Here is a 25500-nt window from a genome sequence, read left to right as displayed (position 1 = left end):
TTATTGCTGCTCCGGGATCAGGATCTCACGCTTGCCCACATGGTTGGACGCCGACACAAGACCTTCGTCCTCCATCTGTTCAACCAGGCGTGCGGCCTTGTTGTACCCGATGCCCAGTTTGCGCTGGATATAGGAGGTCGAGCATTTGCGATCCTTGATCACAATCGCCACCGCCTGATCGTAAAGTGCATCTTCGCCATTGGTATTCCCACCGGTGTTCAGGCCAAGCACCGCGTCGATATTGTCGGCCTTGTCGTCATCGGGCCCATCGACCACGCCGCCGATATAGTCGGGCGGGCCGTAGGATTTCAGATAGGTGACAATTTCCTCAACCTCTTCATCCGACACAAAGGGGCCATGCACACGGGTGATGCGCGCGCCACCCGCCATGTAAAGCATGTCCCCCATACCAAGGAGCTGTTCGGCGCCCTGTTCGCCCAGAATGGTGCGGCTGTCGATTTTCGACGTCACCTGGAAGGAAATCCGGGTGGGGAAGTTGGCCTTGATCGTGCCGGTGATCACGTCCACGGACGGGCGCTGAGTGGCCATGATCAGGTGGATACCGGACGCCCGCGCCATCTGCGCAAGTCGTTGGATACACGCCTCAATTTCCTTACCCGCCACCATCATCAGGTCGGCCATCTCATCGACGATCACCACGATATAGGGGATTTTCTGCGGCGCGAATTCCTCGCTTTCAAAGATCGGCTCGCCGGTCTCATCGTCAAAACCGGTCTGCACTGTGCGCTCGAACATCTCGCCTTTGGCCAGCGTGTCGGCGACACGGCCGTTGTAACCTTCGATATTGCGCACACCCATCTTGGACATTTTGCGGTAGCGATCTTCCATCTCGCCCACCACCCATTTGAGCGCGACCACGGCCTTTTTCGGGTCGGTCACAACCGGGGACAGGAGGTGCGGGATGCCGTCATAGACGGAAAGTTCCAGCATTTTCGGGTCGATCATGATCATCCGGCATTCTTCCGGTGTCAGGCGGTAAAGCAGCGACAGGATCATGGTGTTGATCGCCACGGATTTCCCGGACCCGGTGGTGCCCGCGATCAGCAGGTGGGGCATTTTGGCGAGGTTCGCGACGATGGGGTCACCGCCGATATCCTTGCCCAGCGCCAGCGGCAGACGCATGTTGGCGTCACCGAAATCACGGGTCGAGAGGATCTCACGCAGGACCACTTTTTCGCGGTTGTCATTGGGCAGTTCGATGCCGATCACGCTGCGGCCTGGCACGGTGGACACACGGGCCGACAGCGCGGACATCGAGCGCGCGATGTCATCCGCCAGGCCAATCACCCGGCTGGCCTTGAGGCCCGGCGCCGGTTCCAGCTCATACATGGTGACCACGGGGCCGGGGCGAACCGAAACGATCTCACCTTTGACGCCATAATCATCCAGCACCGTTTCCAGCATCCGCGCGTTTTCCTCAAGCGCCTCGTCAGACAGGTGATGGCGGTCGATGGTGACCGGATCGGTGAGCAGGCCCAGTGGCGGAACTTCGAATTCCGGGCGGTTGTCGTCGAATTTCAGGCTGGGCTGGGCTTCGGCCTTGGCCTGTGTCGAGGGCTGCGCGGGTTTGCGGGTATTGTGCTGAACCACCTTTTTGGCAGGTGTCGAGAACCCGGCCTGGGGTGGGGTGTAGACGCGCGGCACGTCCGCAGGCGCATCCATCAGGTTTTCCACCACCAGATCGTCCTCTTCCTCGGTCATTTGCGGGGCGGGGGCGACAGGAATGGCGGCGGGCATGCTGTCATGCGGCATTGCCATCGACATCGCCTCATACTCCGCCATGGGATCATCCATCAGCGGGGCCTCAACCATCGGGGCTTCGGGCGTGGTGTCAAGGATCATCGGATCGGGCTTGCGACGGTGGCGCGCCACGGCGCGTTCCAGCGGCGGCTCATTGCGCATGGCACCGGGGGCGCGGGGGATCGGGGCATGGCGGGCGCGGTTTTTCAACGCATTGGCCACCTTGGCCTTGATACGATCCTCACCGCCCAGGCCTTCGGGGATCTCACCTTCAAAGGCGGGGTTTTCCACCAGTTCCGGCGGGGGGGTCGGCTGTGCACGGCGCATGATTGCCGCCAGAAGGCCGGGTTTCTGCACCGGTTCCGGCGCGGGGGCTGCCATCAGCAGATCCGGGTCCTGCGACAGCGCGGCTGCGCTCATCGGCGGCTCAATATGGGCCGGTTGCATATGGGGTTCAGGGCGGCGCACGCGTGCGGCCCGCAGGGGCGGCGGGGCGGCGAAATCTTCATCCTCAATCAGGCTGTCTTCTGCCGCTTCGACGAGCTCACGTTCTTCAGCGCGGGCCATTTTGCGAGCCTGATGGCGCGCGTAAAGCCCCTTTGCAGTCACCGATGCGCCCATGGCGGCACCCTTTGCGGCCCCTTTGGCACCACGGCCCAAGAGCGACATCACGCCAGCATAGCTCATGATCAGGCCAAACAGCAGGAAGTGGCCAATCCGGCTTGCCTCAGCCTTGTTCAGGCCCAGCGCATAGCCCAGCACGACCAGAGTGGCGCATGCGGACACAATTGACATCAGCTTCAGCCCGGCCCCGGTGGTGACCGGCAGGGCCGCCAGGAACGCGCCCAGAACCGTATCCCCAAACAGACCGCCCAGTCCGAAGCTGTGGGTCCACTCGGGCCCCGGCACCAGGGTTGAGGCGTAAACAGCAGCAACCGCGACGGCAATCGGGGCGAAAATCCCCCGCGAAACGGCCCGTTCGCTGCCCATGTGGAATGCAAAACGCCCCCCCCAAACCACGAGGATCACCGGCAGAACCCAGGCACCCAGACCAGAAATCACCGACAGCGGTGAGGCAATGAACGCCCCCACCAGCCCCAGCGCATTTTTCGCGGGCGCATCGGTTGCCGACATCCAGCCCGGATCCTCGGGCGAGTAGCTGCCCAGGATAAAGGCGATGACAATCCCGGCCACCATCAACCCGATGCCGATCAGTTCCTTGCCACGCTTTTCGATCACCGCCTGGGTGGTGCTGTCAAAGATCGGATCTCGTTGTTTCACCTGAAACGCCATTTCGCCAAACCTCACGTATAGAGACAGTCACGAAGCTGGATCAGCCCGCGCCGCATTTCTTCTTTTGGGGCCACCATCGCGGCCCGGATATACCCTTTGCCGGGGTTGAACCCGTCCACTTCGCGCGACAGGTAAGCGCCGGGGAGGACCCGCACGCCGGTCTCTTGCCAAAGCTTCACGGCCGCCGCCTCTCCATCCTCGACCGGCAGCCAGAGGAAGAACCCCGCCTCGGGCGACATGTATCCGGGCACACCGGAAAACACCTCATCCGCGATGGTATATTTCTCCTGATACAGCGCGCGATTCTCGGCCACATGCACGTCATCAGACCATGCCCGTTCCGACACGCGCTGCAGCGGCAACGGGATCGGAGCGCCCGCATAATTGCGCAGGCGACGCATCCGCACGATGCTTTCCGGCCCGGAGGCGACAAAACCCGAACGCAGCCCCGGCAGGTTGGAACGCTTTGAAAGGGAATGGAAAATCGTCACCCTTTCAGGATCCGCCCCCCCTTCCTGCGCCACAGCCATGGCACCGGCGGGCGGTGTGTCACGGTAGATCTCGGAATAACATTCATCCGCGAAAATCTTGAAATCGAACTTCTCCGCCAGCTGGATCAGATTGGCCCAGTAATCGCGATCCGCCACCGCGCCCTGCGGGTTGGCGGGCGAACAGATATAGGCCACTTCGACCCGGTTCAGCACCTCGGGTGGCAGGCTGGTGTAATCCGGCAGATGGCCGGTGGCCGCGGTGGCATGCACGAACATCGGCTCTGCCCCGACGCTGCGCGCGGCCACGGCATAGACCTGATAAAACGGGTTCGGCGTCAGCACAATCGGCTGCTGCCCGCGCGAGGTTTCCTCGGGGCAGAGCGCCAGAAGCGCGTTGTGCAACCCTTCGCGGGTGCCGTTGAGCGCCATGATCTGCGCCTCGGGCATGTCCACGCCATACCGACGTTTCAAAAACCCCGAGATCGCCGAAAGCAGCTCGGGCGTGCCCTCATTGGTCGGGTAGCGCCCAAATTCATGGGCGTGTTCATTGATGATGCCCATCACCCAATCGGGGAAGGCGTGTTTGGGTTCGCCAATGGTCATATGCACCACATCACCCCCCGGATCGAGATGATCCAGAAGCGCGCGCAGGCGCGGGAATGCATAGGCTGGCAAGCCGGAATACCGCTCGGGAAACGTCATTTGGAACGTCTTTTTTCTGCCTCAGATATCGGGATCATGTCGCCCCGTTTTTATCCACAATAGGCCGCAAATTTGCCGCGGTCCAGAAAAACCCCATTATTTTCGCGCGTTGCGGCAGGAAGGTGTGGTTTTTTGGTCAGTGGGGGAGGGAGAGTGTTGGCACAAAGGTGGCCGCGCGAGGTGGGGCGGTCGTGCGCAAAATAGCCTCTCAGAACCGCTATCAGCCCGGAGCGGACCTAGATCTGGACGATAGCTCTAAAATCTGTTTTTCAAATCCTTGGTCCGGACATTGAACATTTCGCATCGTTTCAGAAGAAGAAATCTTGCTACATTCTGACAGTTGTACACCTCGTATGGGCCAAGACATTCCGTTCCTTCCTTAAAGGAATGTGCGGTCAACTGGTTCCGCAAATACTCACAGAACTGAATAGCATAAGGTAGTGAAACCATGCTGTCTCGAATCTTCTCTCCATCCGAAAACTCAGAGGCCTCGCCAATCTCAGAAAACACCTGAAGCTCTGTAGCCGCACCACGTGTGACCCACTCGATTGTAGCATCACGTTCGATATTGCTTTTGCTCAGACGCCCTACAAAAGGTTCCAATACCTTTGGATTCCATTCGTTATTTGCGCCGGGTAAGAACCTACGTTTTTTACTGCTCGCCTGGACTGTAAGACCGAGCTCTTCGATTGCCGAATAAGCAAGATTGATGGCGATCGAAGATCTGACGTGGGATGCAAACTCATCCGTGTGCTTTTCAAATGCTTGTCCATACCTCGGGTGCATGGAATGAGGTGTAACACTTTCAGTTTCATAGGAGTGAGCAAGTTTGTGAATCGCATAGATCAGCTTCTTCTCCCCCCAAGCATGTGCTGCAAGTGCTACAGCCGACGGTAGTGTTTCACGCCAAATGAAACGTTCGAAAAATCCAACCGAACGAAACACATTTTCAAACTGCTTCTCTCTTTCGTCCGGGTCATCGTCCAAAGGAAATCCACATGTGGCAGACGTTCCTTTGTCAGGAAAACCTTCAAGCACTATATTCGAAGCGCAAACCAACTGGATAAAATTATCTGTGGTGCATTCGCTCTCCTCCAAAATGAGTAGTTTGCCAAGCTCACCGAGGAAATTCAGTTTCAAGGCGCTCGCCTGAGATACCTCAGACATTCCTCTAGTTGAAAACCGAAATCGGGCTGAAGGATCAGTGATTGCGCTGACCTTGATGTCGGCGCGCTCGCATATTGACAGCACAAGTTCTATTTCGTCTGGCCTAAAGACCAAAAAGCTGCAGTAAGAGGGCATAGAATTCCCTAGGAGTTTGATTGAAAACGGTGGGGGTATTTAGGCGACCGCGCCCAACGACTGGAAGGCTTCATATCGCTTCAGCGCTAACTTTGCAAACTCCACTCCCCGGCATAGCGGCCGCCTTACGATGCACAGCCTCTGTCAATCTGGGTTCAAAACCAGTTTTTCTACCCCAGCGCCTTTTCCGCCGCGGCCCCCAACCTTAACAGACGTTCTTCCGCCATCGGCTCTCCCAGGAACATGATCCCCGTAGACGGCACTCCGGTCGGCAGCGTCAGGCCACAGCTGCCCATCAGGTTGCCGATGCGGGTATTTCTGAGCGCCCAGAGGTTTTCTTCGACGTAATAGTCACTGTCGGTCAGCAGGCGCTGCATGTTGGGTGGCAGGATGGTTGAGGTCGGCAGGACCACGGCGTCAAAGCCTGCGGTTTGCGCGTGGAACTGCGCGCGCATCTGCTCAAGCGCCTGCCAGGCCTGCACGAACTCCACCCCCGAAAACTGCCCGCCAGAGCGGAACCGGTCACGGATTTCTGGAAATATCAGGTCGGGCTGCGCTTCGATCTGGTCTTTCCAGGTGCCATAGGCTTCGGTCGTGAACAGCACGCCGGACAGGGCCAGCGCCTTTTCCACCACGGGCAGATGGGCGCAGGTGATGTCGGCGCCATGGTCGCGCAGCCGCCCAATTGCGTTTTCAAAGCCTGCGCGCGGGGCGTCGCGGGCATTGTCCAGCCCGTTTTCCAAGACCATAAGCCGGGCGCCGGAAAGCGTGGCCCCGCGCAGGTCAGCTTGCCTGCCCCCCTCAAGCGCGGCCAGCATCAAAGCGGCGTCTTCCACATTGCGACAAAGCGGCCCCACCGTGTCGAAGCTTTTGACCAGCGGCACCACGCCTTTCAGCGACAGGCGGCCAGAGGTGGTTTTCAGCCCAACCAGATCGTTCCACGCAGACGGGATGCGCACCGACCCGCCGGTGTCCGACCCGATCCCGCAAGGGGCCAGATCAAAGGCGACCGAGGTGGCCGCGCCGGACGAGGACCCGCCCGACACGGCGTCAGGATCATTCACGCAAGGTGAGGTGGCCGTGACCGGGTTGAGGCCCAGGCCCGAGAACGCCAGCTCGCTCATATGGGTTTTGCCAAGGCAGACCAGCCCCTGCGCGGTGGCGTTTTTCAAGACCTCGGCATCCTCGGTTGGGATGCGGTTTTTCAGGAGCGCCGACCCGGCCTCGGTCGCGACCCCCGCCGTGTCAAACAGGTCTTTCCACGAGATCGGAACGCCATCGACCAGCCCCAGACGCTGGCCGGACTTGGCGCGCAGACGGGCCGCTTTCGCCTCGGCCATCGCGCGACCCTCGGTCAGGCGGGCATAGATCCGGTCGGCAAAGGGGTGCGCGCGGATCGCCTCGAAATAGCTGCTGACCAGATCCACCGGGTCGATCTGCCCCGCGCCAATACCGCGCCCCAGATCCCCCACAGACATTTTCAACCACGCACGGCTCATGACATTCTCCTCATATCCGCGAGGACGGTAGCGGCAGGATCGCACATGGACAATCCCCCGTAATCGCGCGAGAAAGGGGGCATGAAACTGGATGCTGATATTCTGATCGTGGGTGGCGGGCTGAATGGCCCGGCGCTGGGGCTGGCGCTGGCGGATTGCGGCTTTGACGTCACCATCGTGGATGCGATGCCCAAGGGCGCGCGCGGGGCGGATGATTTCGACGGGCGCGGCTATGCGCTGGCCCTTGCCTCTCAACGCCTGCTTTCGGCGATTGGCGTCTGGCCCAGGGTGGCCGCACATTCCCAGCCGCTTCTGGATATCCGCATCTCGGACGGGCGCGCGGGCGAAGGCCCCGGCCCGTTTGTGCTGGAATTTGACCATGCCGAGATCGACGAAGGCCCGATGGGCTATATGGTCGAGGACCGGTTTCTGTCTCGCGCCTTTCTGGACGCGGTCGAAGCGCATCCCAAGATCACCCTGATTGATCAGGAAACTGTGGTGACGCAAAAGGTGGGACCTGCCTCCGTCACGCTGACACTGGGGTCGGGCAAAACACTTACCGGTCAGATTGTGGTGGGCTGTGACGGGCGGCGCTCGGGCACTTGTGAACGGGCGGGGATCAAACGCTGGGGCCATGATTACGGTCAGACCTCTCTGGTCTGCGCCGTGGACCACGCGCTGCCGCATAACGGCGCGGCACACCAGTTTTTCATGCCCCCCGGTCCGCTGGCCATCCTGCCACTTCCGGGCAATCAAAGCTCCATCGTCTGGACCGAAAGCCATGAAGAAGCAGCGCGCATTCAGGGGCTGGATGACGCGGGCTATCTGGACGAGCTGCGCCCGCGCTTCGGGTCGTTCCTGGGGGAGATCGGTCTGGCCGGGAAACGCTTCACCTATCCCTTGAACCTGACCGTGGCCGAGGCGTTTGTGTCTGACCGTCTGGCGCTGGTGGGGGACGCAGCACATGGGATGCACCCGATTGCCGGGCAGGGCCTGAATGCGGGGTTGAAGGACGTGGCGACGCTGGCGGAAGTGCTGGCACTGGCGCGGCGTCGCGGCGAAGATATCGGCCGGATCGACGTTCTGGAACGGTATCAGCAATGGCGGCGCTGGGACGTGATGCAGATGGTGGGCGCAACCGAGCTGACCAACCGACTGTTTTCAAACGACAACCCAATCCTGCGCGCCACCCGCGACATTGGACTGGGGGTGGTCAACGCCTTCCCCGGCCTGCGCCGTGGTTTCATCCGCGAGGCGGCAGGGCTAACGGGGGATCTGCCAAAACTGTTGCAGGGGCGGCAGATTTAGGGGGTATCCACGAGCAGTAAGTCGCAGAAATCTGCTCGTTTTGTCCCGGTTTGCCCGGGTATCCCAGCCTGTGATGACACTATTCCTACGATATCAACCCCACATAAAGGAGATATCAGATGGGCAAAGGTAAAGGGCAAGGCAATGGCAGCGGCTGGCCGTCGACCACAGGAAAACCCAGCGGTGGCGGGCGCTCCAACGGAGTCCCAAAGGGCAAGTGACTGCCAAGTCAAAAAAGTAAATTCGTACACGACTATGGCGGCGGCTCTAACTGCCGCCATGGTTTCTCAAAACCGCGCAAATTTGACCAGTTCAGGCCAGCAGGCCAATCCCGCATCAAACGCAGTATCAAGATCCGCCGACGGGTGTTCTTGCCTGATCTCCGCCAAGCCAACCGCGTGAGCAAACTGCAGAAAGCCCAACACCGAACCGATCAAGGAACTGATGTTGGCGAATGCTGCAGGGGCGATTTTTTCCTTCGGGTTATTTCTGCAATATGCCTGAAGTGCCCCTTCAAGGAGTAGGTGATGCCGATCAAGAATCCGCGCAGTCAACCGTTTCTGCCCCCGCTCAATTTCGCTGAGTTCGTCAGCAAGTGTTTCCATCGGCCCGCCATTAGCATCTCCGCTGACCAGAAAGGTTGCAATGAACCTGAACCGCGCAGGCCGCCCCATCCGCGGCGCCTCCTCGCGGCGCGTAAATTTGGCAAAACACTCCAACTCCCGAACCCATCTCTTCCCCAGATCGCCAAAATGATCAGGAATATAACCACTGATGTTGGCAGTCTTCCAAGCTCCATGGCTCCCCAGAAGGGCAACCACCCACAGGTATAAAACAACATCCAAAGCCACCAAACGTTCTATACGCCGCTCAAGTGGCGCGTTCTTTTGCGAAATCGCCTGAGCACCCAATGAAACCCACGGCACTCGAACGAAATCATCCGCAATGGCTGTGCCCGCATGGAATTTCCGGGCTACTTCTTCCACCCAATCAACGCGTTGAAGTATTTCCTGACAATCAGCACAGGGCACATCGCCGAACTGCGGGTCACACAGGATGGGGGCAATGAAACCACCAATCAAGTCATGCTTACTAGCTGCCCGCACACGAGCTCTCATGGTATCGCAGGACTGCGGATCGTTGCTTTTCGCCTTGTGAAAACGTTGCAATTCCAAAACAAACGGATCCGAAGGACCCAGCCTGCCCAACCCGCCATTATTTATCAACCGCGACAGACGGCGATAAAGACGCACATGTTCTTTGTCGCGATCATTGCGCGGGCCGATAAGATCACCGGGACCGATGTCAAGCAGACACCTGTCCGTTTGCTTTGAGGTCCGGTATTTTAGGAATAATTGAGGGAAAGGCGGAAAAATAAACATAATACAATGCCACTTTCACCGAATAAAAACACCCCTCACCCCTCCAGTTTGCGCGCCTCATCCACCAGCATCACCGGAATCCCGTCACGGATCGGAAAGGCGATTTTGGCGGCTTTTGAGATCAGCTCCTGCGCCTCAGCGTCATAGCTCAGCGTGGTCTGGGTGACCGGACAAACCAGGGCTTCGATCATGTGGCGGTCAACCTGGGGGGCGGATTTCTGATCAGTCATTGCAGGGTCTCATCTCCTTCCCTGCTGCGCAGGGCGATTTCCATTAGCGCCTCGAGGGTCTCGCGGCGGGTGGTCAGCGATGGTGCCTCAAGAAGCGCCTGTTTGTCTTCGGGGCCAAACGGGCAAAGCGTGGCCAGGGCGTTGATCAGAAGCTCATCTTCCGCCTCTTTCAGACTTTCCCAGTCCGATTGCAACTCTTCCAGCGCAAAATAGCGCGCCAGCAGGTCAAGAAAAGCGGGGCGCTTCATCCGGGGGTCCCGTTCAGGCTTGCCAAGATCGCGATCAAAACAGGTCCAATTGACGCGCGCATATTTGTAGGGGGTGAACCCGTCCTGCACCCCAATCAGACGAAACCGCGACACCCCTGTCAGCGTCACCATGTAACGCCCATCTTCGGTTTCGGTAAACGATGTGATCCGCCCGGCACAGCCAATCCCGTGCAGCGCCTCGCCCTGCGGCTGGACCATGCCAATCAACCTCTCCCGCGTCTTCAGCGCATCCTCAAACATCGCCAGATAGCGTGGCTCGAAAATATGCAGGGGAAGACGACCGCGCGGCAGCAAAAGCGCCCCCGCAAGCGGGAAGATCGGCACAGTGTCGGGCAGGTCAGCAGCGGTGATCATACCCTACCCTACCCCGTGAAGGCGATTACACCAAGATCATTGACGCCAGTTTGCGCCGCCCGTTCAGGGCCACGGGATCATTCGCGGCAAGCGCTTCAAAAATCATCAACAGCTGGGCCTTGGCCGCCCCCTCATTCCAGTCACGATCGCGACGGAAAAGCTCCAAAAGCTCGGTTACAGCCGAGGCACTGTCTCCAGCGGCACTCAGCGCCACCGCCAGATCAAACCGCGCCTGGTGATCATCCTCATTGGCATCCACCCGCGCCCGCAGCTCGGCCACCGGCCCCGCATCCTCAGCCTGCCGGGCCAGTTCAATCTGCGCCCGCACCGCTTCGATGTCTGGGGCCGATGAAATCTCAGCCGGGGCGCCATTCAACACCGCCTCCGCCTGATCCAACTGGCCAAGGGCAATCTGCGCCCGCGCCAGCCCAGCAAAGGCAGCGGCCGAGTTCGGATCCTCCTCAAGGATTGCCGCAAAGGTCTGGGCCGCATCTTCCACAGCGCCCGCCTCCAGCATCTCCTCCGCCGCCTCAATCGCTTCAGAAAGACCGCCATCCCCGCCAAGATCAGCCACCCGGTTCACAAACGCGGTAATCTCGCTCGGCGGCAGGGCACCCTGAAACCCATCCGCAGGCTGGCCCTGCCAGAACGCATATACGGTCGGAATGGACTGCACCCGCAATTGCCCGGCGATCATCTGGTTCTCATCCACGTTGATCTTGATCATCCGCACCCGACCCTTGGCAGCCGTCACAGCCGCTTCCAATGCCGGTCCCAACTGCTTGCATGGGCCACACCAGGGCGCCCAGAAATCAACAATCACCGGCACCTCTTTTGAGGCCTCAACCACGTCCTGCATGAAGGTGGCTTCAGAACCGTCCTTGATCAGATCAGCAGCAGGGGCGGCAGTTTGGCCGAGGTCAAGTTCCATGACAATGCATCCTTATGTTCCGATAAACGGTCTTGCGTTGCTCCTTAGATGGCGCAACCCCACACGCCATGCAAGGGCCACCCCCGGAACCGGGCTTTTTTCTTGCTGAAAATACCTCGGGGTGAGCCTCGAAGAGGCGAGGGGCAGCGCCCCTTACAGATCAAAGCTCGCAAAAACAGGGGCGTGATCCGAAGGTTTTTCCCAGCCACGCGCATCCCGCAACACCCGCGATCCGTGCCCGGCATTGGAAATATCCGGCGTGGCCCAGACATGGTCCAGCCTGCGCCCTTTATCCGCCGCTTCCCAGTCTCGCGCCCGATAGGACCACCAGGAATAAAGCTGCCCTTCGGGGATATCCTGCCGGGTGATGTCGATCCATCCTGCGGCCTCCTGCACGTCGCCCAGCGCCTCAACCTCAACCGGCGTGTGACTGACCACCTTCAAAAGCTGCTTGTGCGACCAGACATCATCTTCACGCGGGGCGATGTTCAGATCGCCTACAAGGATCGACTTCTGCGGTTTCTCACGCCCGAAATGGTCCCGCATCTCTGCGAGGTAATCAAGCTTCTGGCCAAACTTCTCGTTCACCTCGCGATCCGGCACATCGCCGCCCGCCGGGACATAGAAATTGTGGATCGTGACCCCATTTTCCAGCTGCCCCGCAATGTGGCGCGCATGACCAAGATCGGCAAAGTCAAAGCTTTCGGCCTCGACCATCGGCAGGCGCGACAGGATGGCGACACCGTTATATCCCTTCTGCCCCCGCGCCACCATGTGGGTGTAGCCCAGCGCCCTGAAGCCTTCGAGCGGGATCTTGTCAACCGGGCTTTTGCATTCCTGCAGGCACAGCACATCCGGCGCTTCTTCCTCCAGCAGTTTCAGCACAATTGGTTCGCGCAGGCGGACCGAGTTGATGTTCCAGGTGGCAAGGGTAAAGCTCATGGCGTCCTCCGGGTTCGCGCGTTTGGTGCGACCCTACACCGCGAGACATAGGGTGAACAGGGGCGAGTTTCCCCCGCCCCCATTTCATCAATTATACGACACCACTTCCCATTCCACGCCATCATGATCGTCGAAATAGAACCGTTTACCCGGTTCATAATCTGCGTGGTTGTGCGGGGTGAACCCTGCGGCCTTCACCCGCGCCTCGGTCGCGTCGATGTCGTCCACAACCACCCCCACATGGTTCAGGCCAGCGCGTGTCGTATAGGAATGCTGCGGATCCTTCATCGCGATATTGGGCGTGTAGAGCGCCACATATGACCCCTCGTCGCCCACATGCGCGGTGTATCCGCCCGACATCGCGTCGCCTTCCCACCGGGTGGTCCAGCCAAACACCGCGCCCAGCCATGCGGCGGTTGCTTTGGGGTCGGATACGGTCACATTCACATGCTCTAGATTTGCCATTTTGGCCTCCTTTTTTCGTTGCGACTCGGTTGATAATTCCTAAAGCTAACTTTAGCTCAAGCTATTTCTTTCGGAGACCCTCATGGAGCGCAGGAACGAGATTTCGATCGGCACATTGGCCAACCGCACCGGGCTCGCCGTGTCCGCGATCCGCTATTATGAAACCCAGGGGCTGGTTGCCCCGGAACGCAATGCGGGTGGGCAGCGGCGGTTTCTGCGGTCAGATATTCGGCGTCTGAGCTTCGTGATGATCGCGCAGAAATTCGGCTTTTCGCTAGACCGTATCCGCGAGGTGCTGGGCCGGTTGCCGAAAAATCGCACCCCCACGGCCAAGGATTGGACCGTAATCTCGCAAGATTTCCGCGCCGAACTGGACGAACAAATCGCCGCTCTCACGCGTCTCAGAGACAAGCTCGACGGCTGCATCGGCTGCGGCTGCCTCTCGCTGGATCGCTGCGCGCTCTATAACCCCGATGACGTGGCGGCGGATAAGGGCGCCGGCCCCCGCTACCTGATGGGGGATGAGGCGGTGAGGCCGGAGGAGTGACGCCGCGCGGACACAACAATCCCGCCCTGCTTGATCTGCCTTAAGGCACGTGGCGGCGCGGCCCCTCAGACTGGACGCAAAAGAGGTGCCGCATGTCAGAGCATGGCCACAGCCCACAGGAAATCGCCGCCCGCATAGGCGCCCCACCCGGGCGCGGCGTTCTGCGCGATGCGGTTTATGGCGCCATTGACGGATCCGTCACGACCTTTGCCGTTGTGGCCGGTGTGGCGGGTGCCGGGCTGTCCCCCCTCATCATCGTGATCCTCGGGCTGGCCAATGTGCTGGCCGATGGGTTTTCCATGGCCGCCGCCGCCTATTCCGGCTCCAAGGCGGAACAGGACAATTATCGCCGCCTGCGCAAGATCGAAGAGCATCACATCGCCACCAATCCCGAGGGCGAATGGCGCGAGGTGCGCGAGATTCTGGCCCAGAAGGGCCTGTCGGACCACATTCTGGACGAGGCGACCGATGCGGTCACCCAAAACCGGGACCGCTGGATCACCCTGATGATGGAAGGGGAATATGGGCTGGGCGGGCTGGATCCCAATCCCCTGCGCTCTGCCACCACAACCTTTCTGGCATTTCTGGTCGCGGGCATGGTCCCGCTTCTGCCATTCATCTTCCGGCTGGAGGGGGCTTTTACCCTTTCTGCCTGGATGACCATGGCGAGCTTCTTTGCCATCGGCGCGCTGAAAAGCCACTGGTCACTTAGCCCTTGGTGGCGCTCGGCCGGGGAAACGCTGTTGATCGGAGGGGCCGCCGCGGCGCTGGCTTATGGCGTGGGAACATTGTTCAACACCTGATCCCAGCCAGCGCCCGCACCGCGGTAATCTCATCAGGCTGGCGCACTTTGGTCAGTTCAATAGACATCTGAAAATCCTCCGCCGCCAACAATACCACAAATGGCCCGACGAAAAAAAAGCCCGGGCACGAAGGCCCGGGCAGTCTGACAGGGAGGATGTGCCGTTATGCATATCCGATCAACAGAAATGCACGCCCCGGCACGGGGGAGGTTTTGGGAGGCAAATCAGCCGTTCAGGCGATAGCCACCGCTTTCGGTCACCAGAATGCGCGCATTCGAGGGATCGGGTTCGATCTTCTGGCGCAGCCGGTAGATATGTGTCTCAAGCGTGTGCGTGGTCACACCCGCATTATAGCCCCAGACCTCGTGCAACAGCACATCACGGGGCACTACACCATCTGTGGCGCGATAGAGAAATTTCAAGATGTTGGTTTCTTTTTCCGTCAGGCGGATCTTGCGATCATCCTCGGTGATCAGCATTTTCGTGGCAGGTTTGAACGTATACGGCCCAAGCTGGAACACGGCATCTTCGGATTGTTCATGCTGGCGCAGCTGGGCGCGGATACGCGCCAGAAGCACCGGGAATTTGAACGGTTTGGTCACGTAATCATTGGCACCGGCATCCAGCCCCAGAATGGTGTCAGCATCGGTATCATGGCCGGTCAGCATAACCACCGGACATTTCACCCCCTGCTTGCGCATCACCCGGCACAGCTCTCGCCCATCGGTGTCCGGCAGCCCCACATCGAGAATCACCAGCTCATAGATCGCCTCTTTCGCCTTCACGATCGCCTCGGCGCCATTGCCCGCCTCGAACACGTCGAACTCTTCCGTCATCAAAAGCTGTTCTGCGAGCGCCTCGCGCAGGTCCTCATCATCATCCACCAGCAGGATCTTCTTCAGGTTCGACATTTCGCTCTCCCTTTTTGTTGGGCCGATCACGGCAGCAATCACGATTGCGTTTCCCAAGACATGTGCCCCACACACGGGTTTGACAAGCATTGCAACAGATCCTTCACGCCCTCGTGTCCAGGGGGCGATAATTTCGTGGGAAATGTTTCAATTCATTGCGTCCCGCCCCGGCAATCTGATGCAAAAACCTTGAAAAGCCGTTTCCCTTATCCCGCCAAGCCCCTAAATATGGGCGCAAGGAGTGCCCCATGACCCGTTTTGCGGACCTGATCCCGGATCTGAACGAATTGATTGCCCGCGCCCGTGCCGATCTGCGCATGGGGGTGCCGGTGGTGCTCATGCAAAATGGCCGCGCCGTCATTGCCGCGGCGGCCGAGACACTGGCCAGCGCCCGCCTGCGCGAATTGCGTGGGTTGGGCGATCCGGTGCTGGCGATCACCACTCGCCGCGCCGAGACGCTCAAGGCCCGCGCCTATTCTGACAAGGTTGCCCGTGTGACGCTGCCGGAGGATGCGGACACCCGCTGGATCGCCGCCATTGCCGACCCGGCCGACGACCTGACCCACCCGATGAAGGGCCCGCTCAATACAAAACGTGGTGGCGAGGACGGGCTTGAGGCGCAGGCCGTGGCCCTGACAAAATCCGCACAGCTCCTGCCCGCCGCGTTGGTGGTCGAGATTGAAGAGGCTGAAGAGCTGGCCCGCACCCATCTTCTCACCGTGCTGAAGCTCACCGATGATCATGTGGCGGCGCTGAACCTTATGCCCATTGTTCATGCACGCCTGCCGATGGCGGCCTCAGAAGCGGGACGTCTGCATATTTTCCGCCCCGTAGACGGGCGCGAGGAACATTACGCAATCGAAATCGGGCGCCCGCCGCGCGATAAACCGGTTCTGGCACGGCTGCATTCCGCCTGTTTTACCGGTGACGTTCTGGGCAGTCTGAAATGTGACTGCGGCCCGCAGCTGAACACTGCCTTGCGCCGGATGGGGGACGCCGGCGCCGGGGTGCTGCTTTACCTCAACCAGGAAGGGCGCGGCATTGGGCTTGCCAACAAGATGCGCGCCTATTCGTTGCAGGATCAGGGGTTTGACACGGTCGAAGCCAACCACCGGCTGGGGTTCGAGGATGACGAGCGCAATTTCGGCATCGGGTCAGAGATCCTCAAGACCATGGGATTTTCTGCCGTGCGGCTGATGACCAACAACCCGCGCAAAGTTGAGATGATGCAGGCCACCGGGATCGAGGTGAGCGAGCGTGTGCCGCTGAAAGTGGGAGAAGGGGCACATAACGCCGCTTACCTCGCCACCAAGGCGCGCAAATCCGGGCATATCCTGTGACGCGCCTGCTGCCACGTCGGCATGACATGCTGGTCACCCGCTGGGGCGCACGGTTCATGGGGCGCAGCATTCCCTGCTCCATCGGGCGTGGCGGTATGACCGATGACAAGCGGGAGGGGGATGGCGCCACACCGCGCGGGATCTGGGAGCTTGCGGCCGGCCTCTATCGGGCGGATCGGCGCGCGCGACCGGCCTGCCCCCTGCCTTTGCGTCCGATCGGTCCGTGGGACCTTTGGTCAGATGATCCTGATGATTCGAATTACAATCACCCGGTCCGCGCTTTGCGCTATTCGCACAGCCATGAACAGCTTCGCATGGCGGCCCCGCTTTATGATGTTTGCCTGATTTCGGATCAGAACTGGCCTGACGCCGTGCCGGGAAAGGGGTCTGCCCTGTTTGTGCATAACTGGCGTCGTCCGCGGTTTCCAACAGCGGGCTGCATTGCTTTTGCGGCGAACGACCTTAGCTGGATCCTTGCCCGCTGGCAGGCGGATAGCCGCATCCTTGTGCGGTAAGATATGTTTTCCAGTCATGGGCGACCTGCACCCGGGGCGCCTGCGCTTTTGCTTCGGCGCGCTGTTGGTGAACCTGAAAGGGGCGCTGCCCCTCGCGGCTTTGCCGCTCACCCCGGGATATTGAGGACCAGAAAAAGAGGGGATCAGGCGTGGCTGTCGCGTTCGCCAAAAATGGCGGAGCCGACCCGCACATAGGTGGCCCCCTGGCCGATGGCGCGTTCGAAATCACCGCTCATGCCCATGGACAGTTCCGGCAGGTCATTGCGCGCGGCGATTTTGGCGAGCAGGGCGAAATGCAGGCTGGGCTCTTCGTTGGCGGGCGGGATGCACATCAATCCCTCAACAGGCAAGCCAAGCGCGCGGCATTCGGCGATGAATGCATCGGCCTCGGCGGGCAGCACCCCGGCTTTTTGGTCTTCTTCGCCGGTATTCACCTGGATCATCAGACGCGGGCAGCGCCCTGTTTCCCCGGCGATTCGCGCGATGGTCTTGGCGAGTTTCGGGCGGTCGACGGAATGGATCACGTCGAACAGATCCATGGCCTGTCGTGTCTTGTTGGTTTGCAGCGGACCGATGAGGTGCAGTTCGACCCCGTCATATCGCGCTTTCAGATCCGGCCATTTCCCGGCGGCTTCCTGCACCTTGTTTTCGCCAAAGACCCGGTGCCCCTGGTCGAGCACCGCAACCACGCGATCAAGCGGCTGGACCTTTGACACGGCGATCAGCCGGGTCGAACCGGGGGCGCGGCCAAGGCGGGTTTCTTCTTTGGTGATGCGGGCCTGAATGTCAGCAAGGGGCATGGGGGACCTCATGTGTGTATCTGTTTTTCCACATCTCCCAAAAGAAAAGAGCGGGCACAAGGCCCGCTCTTCCCTCGTAATAATCCGTGAGGATTAGAACGACATGGTGATGCCGAGGTCAGCAACGGTGGTGCGATCGCCACCATCAAAGCCAACCGATGCAACGCCGCCTTTAACTTTAGCGCCGCCACCCAGGTCATAGGCAACGCCTACACCGTAGATGTCGAGTTCGGCGCCATCGAAGTCAGCATTCGAGTAAGCAGCGGTCACGGTGGTTGCACCCATGGTGTAGCCAGCGGTCAGACCCCAAGCGGTTACGTCAGTGTCCGCCAGAGTAGTGTCGAGCACCATACCGGCAAATTTGACTTTAGTGTTAGCAACCACTTCACCCTTCGAGAACAGAGCGTCGATGTCGAAGCCGGAAACGTTTGCGCCAGCTTTCACGGTGAACGTGTCGCCGCGCTCGTCATAACCCAGACCGAAGTCGTAGTCGCCCATGTTGTAGGTGGCTGCGATCGAGAATTCGTTTGCCTTGTCACCGACGTTCGGGTCGAGGCCGTCAACCGACATGTTGTACGAAGCAGCCACAGCGAAATCGCCGAAGGTGCCTTTGTACATCAGGCTACCTTGGTCGTTGTAATCAACAAGCGTTTCAGCAACATTGTCGGTGCCCAGACCGTCGAAGCCCAGATCGCCCAGGCCGAGGGTTGCGTCAACAGCCGAACCAACGTTACCAGCCGAGAACTTGCCGAAGCCGCCTTCGATGTAAGCAACCAGGTCGCCACCGTTCAGAGTACCCGTATCGGAGCCGGTAATGGTCAGGTCGGTACCGAAGGTCAGGCCACCGTCGGTTTCACCCGACATTGCGATGGTCAGGGTGTAGTCAAAGTGAGTGACCACTTTTTCTTCGACGATGTCGGTGTCGAAGTATTGGAAACCAGCAGCAGCAGCACCCGACAGGTTGATGTCGGCAGCGGCGTAGCCAGTGGTTGCAACGAGTGCGGTCGTAGCAATAAGGATCTTTTTCATTTCGGTTTCCCTCATGATATTTTTTTAAGAGTGCACCTCAAAACGGGGGATCCGAATTGAGTATGAGCGTGTTTTTCCCCTTCCCGGCGGTCATTGCAAGCACGGTGACCCGCGATGGGTGGTTTGGTCGGAGTGTTGGTGCTTCTTTGCCACAGTTTCCTCACGCCACGCCGGAAATGCCTGAAACAATCGGAAATAAACCGGTGGAAACGCCGTTTGGCCCGGATTGGCCGGCAGGTTTCCAAAAATGGAATCAGCTGAGCAGAATGACGCCGGGGCTGGCGCGCTGTTTCCGGGGAAAACGCTTGCTCGCCCAAGGGGGCTTATATACTAACAAAAAGAGACTTTACAGGAACGGGGCGTTTTGATGAGCAACCTGCGGAAATCTATTCTTGGTGTATCTTTGGTCGCCTTGGTCGCATTGTCGGCATGTGGGGGCGGCAACGGATCTATCGGATCTGGCAATATCTTTGGCGGGTCGGGCAAGACCGGGGCCAAGCAGGACGGGCTGCGCCATGCGCCGGAAAAAGCCCAAGAGCGGGAAACGGCCTGGAGTCTGTTTGCCAATGTGGATGATCCGAACACCACGGTTGAGGTCAACAAGTATATCTGGAACGCGGCGCTGGAAGTTCTGGATTTCATGCCGGTCAAGGCAGCTGACCCGTTCACAGGCATCATCGTGTTTGATTACGGTCGCCCGCCCGGCAGCGGTTCAAGCTATAAGGCCACGGTTTATGTGAAGGACCCGGCGCTTGATGCGCGGTCGTTGACGGTTGCCATGTATACGCGCGGCGGTCCGGCCAGCGCGAGTGCGATGCGGCAGATCGAAGATGCGATTCTGACCCGCGCCCGTCAGCTGCGGGTGGCAGACAGCAAGCTTTAAGGTCCTGACCCCAAGGCTGTCTGACCTTTGCGCAGGCGCGGAGGTTTACAATTCTGAACAGGAGCGCGCCCTATTCATTGGGGCGCGTTTTTTTGTGACCCGTGTGATTGGCCCGCATGAACGTGTTTCGGTCGGTCGATCAGGGGCGCTGCCCCTCGCGGGACAAGCCCGCTCACCCCGGGATATTTTCAGCAAGAGGAAGAGGGGATGGTTTGAGGTGCTTCGGGTTTGGGCTGGCAAAGGGAAATGCCGAAACGCTTTAGCGGGCGACATGTGCTGGTGGGTTGGCGGGCATATCATATAGGTGCTGGATCCAGTTGATCAGGCGCGGCTGGCAGATGGTCAGGAGGTCGTAATTTTCGACAACCTCGGCCCGGGCGGCCTGACCGAGGCGGGCGCGCTGATCCGGGTCATTGAGCAGGGTGATGATATTGTCGGCCAGGCCCTGCGGGTTGTGAAAGTCGAACAACCGCGCGGATTTGCCATCCTGCAGCACTTCCTCCACCGGTTCCGTGCGGCTGGCGACAATGGCGGCCTCAACCGACATGGCTTCGAGCAGGGACCAGCTGAGCACAAACGGGTAGGTCAGGTAGACATGCACCCGGCTGACCTGGAGCATTCTGGTGAACTGGTCATAGGGGATACGGCCCAGAAAGTGCACGCGCGCCCAGTCCGCGTCGGAAATCTGGTCCCGCACCTCGTCAATATAGATCTGTTTCCAGGTCTGCCCCTCGGGTGGGGGGGCGCCATAAGAGGTGTCATCCCCGCCTGTGATCAGCACCTGTGCCTTGGGCCGGTCGCGCAGGATCTGCGGCAGGGCGCGCATGAAGATGTGGTAGCCGCGATAGGGTTCGAGGTTGCGGTTGACGAAAGTGATCACCTCATCCTGACGGGTCAGGTGTGGGGTATTTTCGGCCTGGAAGGTAACGGTTTCATCGCACACCAGCTGGTCGGTGCGGATGCCATCATGGATCACGTGGATCTTGTCGCGGAATGCGGCGGGAAAACTGTCGGCCTGAAATCGGGTGGGGGAGAGCCCTGCATCGCCGATCGCGAAATGCAGGTGGTTGGTGATGTTTTTCATCCTGAGGCGCAGCACGTCGTCTGCCGTGACCTCTCCTTCAAACGCGGCATGTTCGGGACCGTTGTAAAATTCGCAAAACAGGCCCAGCCGCGCGTCGGGCCAGACATCTTTGACAAAAAGGGATTCGCCCCAGCCCGGATGGGCCACGATCACATCCGGGTTGAACCCCTGATCCCGCAGGCGCAGCGCGGCTTTGAAAAAGCTGTGCGCGCGAATGAGGTGGGTGTTGGTGTTGGTCAGCCAGGGGTGCGGCTGGGTGGCATTTTTCGGCACATTGAGCTGATAGGGCAGCACCTTCACCCCTTTCCAGACCCGCGCCTCTTTCACCCGCAGGGTCAGCGCCACGCAGTCATGGCCCTGACGGACCAGTTCAGGTGCCAGATGCACAAATTGCCCCGGAAAATTCTGGTGAATGAAGAGAAGTTTCATCTGAGCCTGCCTGAAAACCACTGCGCGTTACTGATAATGGGGTTTGCTTTACATCAGATTATCGCACCACCTCCCCCTTGAATAGGGCAAGAAGGCTGGACGCCGCCGCGTGTGCCGCTTATCACCGGAAAGAATTTGCGCGAAATGAATGCGAAAGGTCACTGGATGAGCCGCTATACCGCCGCCGACATCGAACCGAAATGGCAAAAGGCCTGGGATGAGGCCGGGATTTTCACCGCCAGGCGCGATGAATCCAAGCCGAAATATTATGTGCTTGAGATGTTCCCCTACCCGTCGGGCCGTATCCATATGGGCCATGTGCGCAACTATACGATGGGGGACGTGATTGCGCGCTACAAGTCCTCTTGCGGCTATTCGGTGCTGCATCCGATGGGGTGGGACGCGTTCGGGATGCCTGCTGAAAACGCGGCGATGGCGCAAGGCGGCCATCCCAGCACATGGACCTACGACAACATTGCCACCATGAAGGGCCAGATGCGCCCGCTGGGTCTGTCGATTGACTGGAGCCGCGAATTTGCCACCTGTGACCCGGAATATTACGGCCAGCAGCAGGCAATGTTCATCGACTTCATGGAGAAGGGCCTCGTTTACCGCAAGAATGCCACGGTGAACTGGGACCCGGTCGACATGACGGTTCTGGCCAACGAGCAGGTCATCGACGGTTGCGGCTGGCGATCCGGCGCGCCGGTGGAACGTCGTGAGCTGACCCAATGGTTCTTCAAGATCTCCGATTACTCGGGCGAGCTGCTGGACGCGCTGGATAGCTTGGACAACTGGCCCGAGAAAGTGCGCACCATGCAGGCCAACTGGATTGGCCGTTCGCAGGGTCTGCAATTCAGCTTTGAACGCACGGATGGCGGCGACGGGATCGAGGTCTATACAACGCGACCGGACACGCTGATGGGTGCCAGCTTCGTCGGCATCTCGCCCGATCATCCGATTTCCAAGGCGCTTGAGGCCGAAAACCCCGAGGTCGCCGCGCAGCTTGTCGAAATGCGCAAGGGCGGCACCACCGCCGAAGCCATCGAGACCGCCGAGAAGCTGGGTTATGACACCGGCATCCGCGTGAAACACCCGCTGAACCCGGATTGGGAGCTGCCGGTCTGGATCGCAAACTTCATTCTGATGGATTATGGCACCGGCGCGATTTTCGCTTGCCCGGCCCATGACCAGCGCGATTTGGACTTCTGCCGCAAATACAACCTGCCGGTCGTCGACACATTCCTGTCTCTGGAAAACCCCGCACCCGTAGAAAACGAAGCTTTCGTGCCGCCGAAAACCGAAAAGGTGAAATGGGTCAACCACTTCGCCGGGCTTGATGAGACCACTGGCGAGGAAGCGATCGACGCCACGGTGAAATTCGCCGAAGAGGCCGGCTGGGGCACAGGTGTCGAGAAGTTCCGCCTGCGCGACTGGGGGCTTTCGCGTCAACGTTACTGGGGCTGCCCGATCCCCGTGGTGCATTGCGACAATTGCGGCGTGGTGCCCGAGAAGAAAGAAAACCTGCCGGTCAAACTGCCCGAGGACGTATCCTTCGACATCCCCGGCAACCCGCTGGATCGTCACCCGACATGGCGCGACTGCGCTTGCCCCTCCTGCGGCAAGCCTGCCAAGCGTGAAACCGACACGATGGACACGTTTGTGGACAGCTCGTGGTATTACGCGCGCTTCACCTCTCCCGGTGCGGCCACGCCGACCGATCTGGAAGAGGCCTCCTATTGGATGAATGTCGACCAGTATATCGGCGGCATTGAACACGCGATCCTGCACCTGCTCTATTCGCGCTTCTTTGCCCGCGCGATGAACATCTGCGGCCATCTGCCGGACAGCGCGAAGGAACCGTTCAACGCGCTGTTCACCCAAGGCATGGTGACCCACGCGATCTACAAAAACGCCGAGCGCACCGATGAAAACGGTCGCGCGATTTACCACTACCCCGAAGAGGTCGAGGAGCGCGACGGGGCGATGGTGGTGAAAGAGACCGGCGAGAAGGTCGACGTGATCCCCTCGGCCAAAATGTCGAAATCGAAAAACAACGTGGTCGACCCGGTGAACATCATCTCGGCCTTCGGGGCCGACACCGCGCGCTGGTTTGTCCTGTCCGACAGCCCGCCCGAACGCGACGTGGAATGGACCGCATCGGGCGCAGAAGCTGCCGCCAAGTTCCTCAGCCGCGTCTATGCTTCTGCGGTGAAGATCGCGGATATGGACGATGCAGACGGGAATGACGAAGACCTCATTCGCGCCATGCACAAGGCCATCCATGACGTGACCATGGGCATTGAAAGCTTCGGCTTCAACGCCGCCATCGCCAAGCTTTACGCCTTCCAGAACACAATCTCGAAATCAAGCGCGGGCGGGCGCGCACAAAAGCAGGCCATGCGCACCATGGCGCAGCTGATGAGCCCGATGACCCCGCACCTGTCGGAAGAGGTCTGGTCGATGCTGGGTGGTGTTGGTCTGGTCGCACAGGCCGCCTGGCCCGTCGCAGACGAGGCCATGCTGATCGAAGACACCGTGACCCTGCCCATTCAGATCAACGGCAAGCGCCGTGCGGAAATCAGCGTGCCCAAGGACATGGACAAAGCCGAGGTTGAAAAACTTGCGCTGGCCGAGGATGCTGTGATCAGGGCACTGGATGGTAAGGCCCCCAAGAAAGTCATCGTTGTTCCGGGACGTATCGTGAATGTGGTTGTCTGATCGCCGCGCATTTTTGTCAGTTCTCCTCGCAGGTGGCGTTGCGGCCTGCGGGTTCACCCCGGTCTATGGGCCGGGCGGCACCGGCGAAGGGTTGCGCGGGGTGATCAGCTTTGCCAGCCCAGACACGCGCGAAGGCTATGAGCTGGTGAAGGCGCTGGAAAGCCGGCTGGGGCGCACATTTGATGGGCCATATCTGCTCAGCTACAAGATCGCCACGCAGACCCAGGACATGGGGGTGACTGCCACGCAGGAGATCACGCGCACCCAGGTGCAGGGCACGGTGGCCTATACGGTGACCGAACGCGCCAGCGGGGCCGTGGTGACCAAAGGGGCGGTTTCCAACTTCACCACCTATTCCTCTGAAGGGTCAACCGTGTCCACCGCGACGGTGGAACGTGATGCCTATCGCCGCCTGATGGTGTCGATGGCGGACATGATCACCACACGCCTGATGGCCAGCTTTACAGGTTGGGGGGCATGAAGCTCTCTCCTCGTGATGCGGCGCGGTATTTCACCAAGCCCGAGCCCCATCGCACCGGCGTTCTGATCTTCGGCACTGACCCGATGCGGGTGGCCCTGAAACGGCAAGAGCTGATTGCCGCGCTGATTGGGCCGCAGGGGGAAGAGGAAATGCGCCTGACCCGCATCCCCGCAAGCGAACTGCGCAAAGATCCCGCCATGCTGTCCGATGCGATCAAGGCACAAAGCTTTTTCCCCGGTCCGCGCGTTGCCTTTGTGGAAGACGCCACCGACCTGGTGGGGGATATCGTGACAAAGGCGCTGGAGGACTGGCAGGAGGGAGATGCTCAGGTGGTGATCACCGCCGGCTCTCTGAAACCCAAAGGAAAGCTGCGCAAACTCTTTGAAACCCACCCCAATGCCTACGCCGCCGGTATTTACGACGATCCCCCTACCCGCGAAGAGATCGAAGCCGATTTCAAGCGTGCCGGGTTGGGAGAGGTCGACCGGGAGGCGATGAATGACCTGATCGGTCTGTCGCGCGATCTGGATCCGGGCGATTTTCGCCAGACCGTCGAAAAACTGGCGCTCTACAAGCTGTCGGACCCAACCCCCGTTACCCCGGACGACGTGCTGGCCATGGCGCCCGCGTCAACCGAAGCTGAACTGGACACGCTGCTGCATATCGTAGCCGAAGGTAAAACCACTGAAATCGGCCCTGTCCTGTCGAAACTGCAGGCACAGGGCACCCAGCCCGTTGCCCTGTGCATCGGGGCCACCCGCCATTTCCGCGCCCTCCATGCCGCAAGCTCCGATCCCGGAGGGGCCGCACAGGGCATTGGGCGCCTGCGCCCGCCCGTGCACTTCAAGAACCGCGACCGAATGGTGCGACAGGCCCAAAACTGGGGCACCCATCGCCTTGAAAAAGCTCTTGAAGCACTGATTGAAACCGACCTCACTCTTCGGTCATCGCAAAAAGCACCGCAATTGGCGCTGATGGAACGGACCTTGATTCGCCTCGCCATGCTGGGCGGTCGTCGGTAGCGCGCC

General features: G+C 59.9%; 24 protein-coding genes. 10 read left to right on the top strand and 14 right to left on the bottom strand.

All coding sequences use genetic code 11. From position 1 onward, the window contains the following. The 4 genes from AKJ29_RS18330 to AKJ29_RS18315 form a co-directional block, all read right to left on the bottom strand. Positions 1–3054 (bottom strand): DNA translocase FtsK, encoded by a 3054-nt coding sequence (locus tag AKJ29_RS18330; RefSeq protein ID WP_055192980.1) that lies wholly within the window; start codon positions 3052–3054, stop codon positions 1–3. 11 nt (positions 3055–3065) lie between these two features. After that, entirely contained in the window at positions 3066–4247 is a 1182-nt protein-coding gene (locus AKJ29_RS18325; protein WP_055192979.1) for an aminotransferase class I/II-fold pyridoxal phosphate-dependent enzyme, read from the bottom strand. A 255-nt stretch (positions 4248–4502) separates the two neighbouring features. Beyond that, positions 4503–5387, bottom strand: a complete 885-nt coding sequence (locus tag AKJ29_RS18320) for a hypothetical protein (protein ID WP_139231358.1) — start codon at positions 5385–5387, stop codon at positions 4503–4505. Between the two features lie 332 nt (positions 5388–5719). Next, entirely contained in the window at positions 5720–7048 is a 1329-nt protein-coding gene (locus AKJ29_RS18315) for an amidase (RefSeq protein ID WP_055192977.1), read from the bottom strand. Between the two features lie 81 nt (positions 7049–7129). Between AKJ29_RS18315 and AKJ29_RS18310 the strand changes: the two genes are divergently transcribed. Beyond that, positions 7130–8356 (top strand): FAD-dependent monooxygenase, encoded by a 1227-nt coding sequence (locus AKJ29_RS18310; RefSeq protein ID WP_055192976.1) that lies wholly within the window; start codon positions 7130–7132, stop codon positions 8354–8356. Between the two features lie 287 nt (positions 8357–8643). Here AKJ29_RS18310 and AKJ29_RS19550 read toward each other — a convergent pair whose 3' ends face one another. The 6 genes from AKJ29_RS19550 to AKJ29_RS18275 form a co-directional block, all read right to left on the bottom strand. Beyond that, positions 8644–9738, bottom strand: a complete 1095-nt coding sequence (locus AKJ29_RS19550; RefSeq protein ID WP_139231359.1) for a hypothetical protein — start codon at positions 9736–9738, stop codon at positions 8644–8646. A gap of 35 nt (positions 9739–9773) precedes the next feature. After that, complete coding sequence (locus tag AKJ29_RS18295; protein WP_055192973.1) at positions 9774–9968, bottom strand: Trm112 family protein; 195 nt, start codon at positions 9966–9968, stop codon at positions 9774–9776. Continuing rightward, a complete protein-coding gene (locus AKJ29_RS18290; protein WP_055192972.1) occupies positions 9965–10591 on the bottom strand; it encodes an LON peptidase substrate-binding domain-containing protein in 627 nt (208 codons plus the stop codon). Before AKJ29_RS18290 ends, AKJ29_RS18295 begins: the two co-directional genes overlap by 4 nt. 25 nt (positions 10592–10616) lie before the next feature. After that, positions 10617–11522 (bottom strand): thioredoxin family protein, encoded by a 906-nt coding sequence (locus tag AKJ29_RS18285; RefSeq protein WP_055192971.1) that lies wholly within the window; start codon positions 11520–11522, stop codon positions 10617–10619. A gap of 153 nt (positions 11523–11675) precedes the next feature. Further along, a complete protein-coding gene (locus tag AKJ29_RS18280) occupies positions 11676–12464 on the bottom strand; it encodes an exodeoxyribonuclease III (RefSeq protein ID WP_055192970.1) in 789 nt (262 codons plus the stop codon). Between the two features lie 87 nt (positions 12465–12551). Further along, the gene (locus tag AKJ29_RS18275) at positions 12552–12929 is read right to left on the bottom strand and encodes a VOC family protein (RefSeq protein WP_055192969.1); all 378 of its coding nucleotides are present in this window, start codon (positions 12927–12929) and stop codon (positions 12552–12554) included. Between the two features lie 82 nt (positions 12930–13011). On the opposite strand from AKJ29_RS18275, the gene soxR reads away from it, so the two are divergent. Further along, positions 13012–13476, top strand: a complete 465-nt coding sequence (soxR, locus tag AKJ29_RS18270) for a redox-sensitive transcriptional activator SoxR (RefSeq protein ID WP_055192968.1) — start codon at positions 13012–13014, stop codon at positions 13474–13476. A 92-nt stretch (positions 13477–13568) separates the two neighbouring features. Then, a complete protein-coding gene (locus AKJ29_RS18265) occupies positions 13569–14279 on the top strand; it encodes a VIT1/CCC1 transporter family protein (protein WP_055192967.1) in 711 nt (236 codons plus the stop codon). Between the two features lie 224 nt (positions 14280–14503). On the opposite strand, the gene AKJ29_RS18260 is transcribed toward AKJ29_RS18265, so the two are convergent. Continuing rightward, entirely contained in the window at positions 14504–15190 is a 687-nt protein-coding gene (locus tag AKJ29_RS18260; protein ID WP_055193012.1) for a response regulator transcription factor, read from the bottom strand. A gap of 248 nt (positions 15191–15438) precedes the next feature. Between AKJ29_RS18260 and ribA the strand changes: the two genes are divergently transcribed. Further along, positions 15439–16530: a GTP cyclohydrolase II gene (gene ribA, locus AKJ29_RS18255; RefSeq protein WP_055192966.1), complete on the top strand. Its 1092-nt coding sequence runs from the start codon at positions 15439–15441 to the stop codon at positions 16528–16530. Positions 16531–16556: 26 nt separating this feature from the next. Then, positions 16557–17045, top strand: a complete 489-nt coding sequence (locus AKJ29_RS18250) for a L,D-transpeptidase family protein (RefSeq protein WP_055193011.1) — start codon at positions 16557–16559, stop codon at positions 17043–17045. Between the two features lie 143 nt (positions 17046–17188). Here the strand turns inward: AKJ29_RS18250 and AKJ29_RS18245 are convergent, their stop codons facing one another. Both AKJ29_RS18245 and AKJ29_RS18240 read right to left on the bottom strand, forming a co-directional pair. Then, positions 17189–17845: a YggS family pyridoxal phosphate-dependent enzyme gene (locus AKJ29_RS18245; protein WP_055192965.1), complete on the bottom strand. Its 657-nt coding sequence runs from the start codon at positions 17843–17845 to the stop codon at positions 17189–17191. Positions 17846–17938: 93 nt separating this feature from the next. Beyond that, positions 17939–18874, bottom strand: coding sequence for a porin (locus tag AKJ29_RS18240; protein WP_055192964.1), 936 nt, complete (start codon positions 18872–18874; stop codon positions 17939–17941). A gap of 62 nt (positions 18875–18936) precedes the next feature. On the opposite strand from AKJ29_RS18240, the gene AKJ29_RS18235 reads away from it, so the two are divergent. After that, positions 18937–19242, top strand: coding sequence for a hypothetical protein (locus tag AKJ29_RS18235; protein ID WP_055192963.1), 306 nt, complete (start codon positions 18937–18939; stop codon positions 19240–19242). Beyond that, positions 19242–19757, top strand: a complete 516-nt coding sequence (locus tag AKJ29_RS18230) for a DUF3576 domain-containing protein (RefSeq protein ID WP_055192962.1) — start codon at positions 19242–19244, stop codon at positions 19755–19757. The genes AKJ29_RS18235 and AKJ29_RS18230 overlap by 1 nt, the downstream gene beginning before the upstream one ends. 259 nt (positions 19758–20016) lie before the next feature. Here AKJ29_RS18230 and AKJ29_RS18225 read toward each other — a convergent pair whose 3' ends face one another. Then, a complete protein-coding gene (locus tag AKJ29_RS18225) occupies positions 20017–21270 on the bottom strand; it encodes a glycosyltransferase (RefSeq protein WP_055192961.1) in 1254 nt (417 codons plus the stop codon). A 165-nt stretch (positions 21271–21435) separates the two neighbouring features. Between AKJ29_RS18225 and leuS the strand changes: the two genes are divergently transcribed. The 3 genes from leuS to holA are packed head-to-tail and all read left to right on the top strand — an operon-like array spanning position 21436 to position 25494. Then, a complete protein-coding gene (gene leuS / locus AKJ29_RS18220; protein ID WP_055193010.1) occupies positions 21436–23991 on the top strand; it encodes a leucine--tRNA ligase in 2556 nt (851 codons plus the stop codon). Continuing rightward, entirely contained in the window at positions 23978–24472 is a 495-nt protein-coding gene (gene lptE / locus AKJ29_RS18215; RefSeq protein ID WP_055192960.1) for an LPS assembly lipoprotein LptE, read from the top strand. Before leuS ends, lptE begins: the two co-directional genes overlap by 14 nt. Beyond that, positions 24469–25494, top strand: coding sequence for a DNA polymerase III subunit delta (gene holA, locus AKJ29_RS18210; RefSeq protein ID WP_055192959.1), 1026 nt, complete (start codon positions 24469–24471; stop codon positions 25492–25494). The genes lptE and holA overlap by 4 nt, the downstream gene beginning before the upstream one ends. Positions 25495–25500: the final 6 nt, after the last annotated feature.

Origin of the sequence: Aliiroseovarius crassostreae, assembly GCF_001307765.1 — a bacterium.
Lineage (GTDB): Bacteria > Pseudomonadota > Alphaproteobacteria > Rhodobacterales > Rhodobacteraceae > Aliiroseovarius > Aliiroseovarius crassostreae.
This window is presented reverse-complemented; position numbering and strand designations above follow the sequence as displayed.